Here is a 3,750-nt window from a genome sequence, read left to right as displayed (position 1 = left end):
TACGTGCTCAACTAGGTCTTCAAGACGAAATCAAAAAAAGTGCAAGCAGATGCCTGCGTTTTTTTATTTTCTGACAAAATATTGTCTCTGCTGATCTTTTTGACCAGACAGCACGTACTTGGATTTATCATTACTAGTGTCCAAAACAACATCAGTGGACGTATATCCAATTTGAGAATTAAATATTGTTTCATAATCTGCCACGGACACTTTAGTTCTGTTATTGAGCATGGTTTCGATATTTTCGAAATCTATAACATCACCATACTCATTTTGAAGTATGCCACTATAAAATTCGCCCTCTGCTCCAGAACCGTAACTAAATAATCCGATACGATTTCCAGCAACCAGTTCCGAATTGAATTGCAACAAAGACAAAAAGGACATATAAAGCGAGCCCGTGTAGAGATTACCAACTTGCCGACTCAATTGTTGGCTAAATTTTAATTGTGTCCCGAAATGATTGGCAATATTTTCAGGTTCTTTTTCCATCACCGAGTCAAGTGCCTTTTTCCCCATTTTGGTAAATGGTAAGTGAAAAATCAATGCTGAAAAATCATCGAACGATCTATCCGTAATCTCACTATAACGATTCCAACACTTATTAAAGAAATCAATATAAACATTGGTAGAATATTTTCCATCTACCAGTGCCTCGCTTCTGTACAATGGGCGCCAAAAATCCATAATATCGTCGGTATAAGAGACGCTTTGGTTTTCGATTGCGAGAACTCTTGGGTTCACAGAAATTAACATTGCAATAGCCCCACCACCTTGTGTAACTTCGCCTGGCGTTCCGATACCATAGCGAGCAATATCTGCCGTAATTACAAGCACTTTTTCTTTATCATTAAGGTTAACTAATCCACGAGCAAACTGAATTGCAGCAGTTCCTGAATAGCAAGCTTCTTTAAGCTCAACGGTTCTGACAAAATTATCAAGTCCAAGCAGCTGTTTTACATAGATAGCAGCTGCCTTTGAATTATCTACACCGGACTCGGTAGCTACGATCACAGTCGAAATATCTTTTTTGTCTTCTTCGGTCAGTATTTGATCTGCCGCACTAGCACCCATAGTAACGATATCTTGTGTTGCCGGAATCACCGCTTGTTTTTCTTGACCAATACCAATTAGATACTTGTCAGGTTCCTCATTTCTGGCATGTGCTAAATCAACAAGGTCAAGATAGAGTGATGGAGTATAAAATCCGATTTTATCGATTCCAATTTGCATTCTTTCGTTCCTCGATTCCTAAATAATAAAAATAACAGCGTTTGGCTGTACAGTCATAACCCTGTTACTGTTGCTTAATTTCTTGAATTTTCTCTTCTAGCTGTTTGGCAACCATTGCTGGCAGATAATCGGAAACGTCTTTGCCTGACTTAGCGTACTCTCTAATCAAAGTACTAGAAATGTGTTGGTACTTCGGGTCAGTCAACATAAACACTGTTTCAACACGATTATCCAAATGAACATTCATTGAAGCCACATCACGTTCTCTTTGAAAATCGGTTGTATTTCGTAATCCTCGAATCAGGTATTGAGCACCAATTCGGTCCATTAGTTTTACATTTAATTCATTCGCCGTAATAACTGTTATGTTGTCATAGGGTGACATCAAGTATTTAATCTGTTCCACACGCTCATCAACTGTAAAAATTGATTCCTTGTCAACTTCGGAGTTAACAACCACTGCAAGTTCATCAAATAGCTGACTGCCACGCTTAATAATATCAAGATGTCCCCTTGTCAGAGGATCAAAACCACCAGGAAAAATCGCTACTTTCATCATTATTTTCCACCACCGTTTCCTACTCTAAATACTGTCATGATTATATCACAAGCCAAGTGAGAACAGATCAATTAGTTACATCAACCTATTGTATTTATCAATCTATAACATTAAGCTTAACAAGCTTTTATAAATTAGTAGTAATCAATATCAATCTTAATTGAAAGTGGTGATTGTTAAAATGATGATTAACTTAACTAACTCTCAAACCAGCCATTTTAAGCAGGTAAAAGTCGGGTTTTCATGGACAACTTTTTTCTTTGGCTGTCTTCCTGCCCTTTTTCGGGGGGATTGGAAATGGTTTTTTATTATCGCACTCATTGAAATTATCTTCGGTATTCCAACGATTGGATTTGGTGCAGGTATTATCGGAATTATTTTTTCTTTTATCTACAATAAGTTGTATATCAATGATCTATTGTCTAACGGCTATGTTGCAGCAGATGAAGCATCCAACAGAATTCTTCAAAGTCGCGGATTTACAATTAATAAATAATTGATTATGAATAAATTTATCTTTTTTATGTTCATTCTCGATTCAGTTGCATATAGCAATCATATAAATGCATAATACAAAGACCCTAAATATAAGCATTCCATTTTTATGCCACTTAGATTAAATAATTAGGACGCTGTTTGTTTATTGGCTATCATAGTCAATAAATTCTGTTTGATCGAGGACATTATATCCTAAAATATCTAAATTTTGATTATTAAACTTTTTTCCTTAATTCACCTTTACTGATTCAGTCCCGATTGCTATAATATTATTTGTACCATTTGGAGAGTTGGCAGAGTGGTAATGCACCGGACTCGAAATCCGGCGAACCGGCTAATACCGGCGCGCAGGTTCAAATCCTGTACTCTCCTTATAAGAACGAATAAATAGCATCTTAAAAAATAAAGAATCCTTTTAAATCAGCATTTAAAAGGATTATTATTTTTTAAAACGCATAAGAAACCACTATAAATTAGAAAGTTGGTGCACACTTTGTGCACACTATGATTTTTCATGCACATATTTTAAAATTTATTAATAAAAAAACAGGCCTCCCAGCGATTAACTGAGAGGCCTGTTTGCGTATACTTGTACGTCTTTTGATTTAATGCAAGTTGTAATATTAGTTATTAAAATAATAATTTATTGGAGCATCTTGCGGCTTTGCACATCTCCAATGCATGTTTTTTGATCCGTAATTATTTGGTTCAGGATTTTCCTTAATAGCAACAAAATTTTGTCCTTTTTCATCTGTGAATATAAATACCCTCTTATATTCACTCTTAGTATCTAAAAGACTACATTGGGTATGCTTAATGCCAAAAACATCAATAAATTCCAAATTAAACCTCCCTTTTGTCTTTTACAAGTTCATCCTTCATTGTTGAATATCGGTATTTAAATTAAAGATTTAAAAAGGTTCTTAACTACTAGTCAAGAACCTTTTGCTATTTTATTAATCTCTGTTAATACTTTAAATAGCGACCCAATGATGTTCCGGTCACTGAATTGTTCAATATCTGTTTCAATCGAACTTCGTAAGCTTAACATGTATTTAGCATAATAGCAAATAAAAAAGCCCCAATCCAAAAAGGACTGAGGCTTGAAGCGAAATATAAATGGATAACCTATTACATAATACATATTATCACATTTTAGAATGGCTTCACATCATTATTAATATCGCGTTGAATTTGCTTCCACATTAATGATGGCCGGCTCACCTTACCATCAACCGGTGTACCTAGCTTACGTTGCATAGCCCGGTAAGTAACTGGACCGAAGTAACCGTCTTGCTTAACACCCAAGTGCTTCTGGATCACTTTGACAGTTGATGATGGTTTACTAATCTTGCCATCTTGGTATCGCATACCGTACAGCTGCTGTAATTTCAGGTAAGTGTTGTAACCCGGAATACCATCAACGGCGATCTTATTAGACTTAGCCGCCGTTTGGGTAG

Annotated in this window: 5 protein-coding genes and 1 tRNA gene; 2 read left to right on the top strand and 4 right to left on the bottom strand. The window is 35.8% G+C overall.

Translation table 11 applies throughout. The features are described 5' to 3' along the window. Window positions 1–63 precede the first annotated feature (63 nt). Window positions 64–1,233: a hydroxymethylglutaryl-CoA synthase gene (locus FD16_RS12350; protein WP_010622277.1), complete on the bottom strand. Its 1,170-nt coding sequence runs from the start codon at window positions 1,231–1,233 to the stop codon at window positions 64–66. Between the two features lie 64 nt (window positions 1,234–1,297). Further along, window positions 1,298–1,789 carry a pantetheine-phosphate adenylyltransferase gene (coaD, locus tag FD16_RS12345; RefSeq protein WP_010622278.1) on the bottom strand — a complete coding sequence of 164 codons (492 nt, stop codon included), beginning with the start codon at window positions 1,787–1,789 and terminating at the stop codon, window positions 1,298–1,300. A 184-nt stretch (window positions 1,790–1,973) separates the two neighbouring features. Here coaD and FD16_RS12340 point away from each other — a divergent pair, with 184 nt between their 5' ends. Beyond that, entirely contained in the window at window positions 1,974–2,288 is a 315-nt protein-coding gene (locus FD16_RS12340; RefSeq protein ID WP_010622279.1) for a hypothetical protein, read from the top strand. A gap of 286 nt (window positions 2,289–2,574) precedes the next feature. After that, window positions 2,575–2,662: transfer RNA gene (locus tag FD16_RS12335), tRNA-Ser, on the top strand. Window positions 2,663–2,913: 251 nt separating this feature from the next. On the opposite strand, the gene FD16_RS12330 is transcribed toward FD16_RS12335, so the two are convergent. Together FD16_RS12330 and FD16_RS12955 are read right to left on the bottom strand one after the other, a co-directional pair. Beyond that, the gene (locus FD16_RS12330) at window positions 2,914–3,132 is read right to left on the bottom strand and encodes a hypothetical protein (protein WP_010622280.1); all 219 of its coding nucleotides are present in this window, start codon (window positions 3,130–3,132) and stop codon (window positions 2,914–2,916) included. Window positions 3,133–3,445: 313 nt separating this feature from the next. Next, on the bottom strand, window positions 3,446–3,750 hold a 305-nt coding region (locus tag FD16_RS12955; RefSeq protein ID WP_162255735.1), incomplete at its 5' end, for a peptidoglycan-binding domain-containing protein.

The sequence above is a fragment of the Paucilactobacillus suebicus DSM 5007 = KCTC 3549 genome (assembly GCF_001434475.1).
GTDB lineage: Bacteria > Bacillota > Bacilli > Lactobacillales > Lactobacillaceae > Paucilactobacillus > Paucilactobacillus suebicus.
Note: the sequence above shows the minus strand (reverse complement) of the source record. Positions and strands in the feature narration are given on the sequence as shown.

Excerpts from the sequence above, each read along its gene's own strand:
- coaD (WP_010622278.1), bottom strand. The coding sequence starts at position 1,789 with ATGAAAGTAGCGATTTTTCCTGGTGGTTTTGATCCTCTGACAAGGGGA.
- FD16_RS12340 (WP_010622279.1), top strand. The coding sequence starts at position 1,974 with ATGATGATTAACTTAACTAACTCTCAAACCAGCCATTTTAAGCAGGTA.
- FD16_RS12350 (WP_010622277.1), bottom strand. The coding sequence starts at position 1,233 with ATGCAAATTGGAATCGATAAAATCGGATTTTATACTCCATCACTCTAT.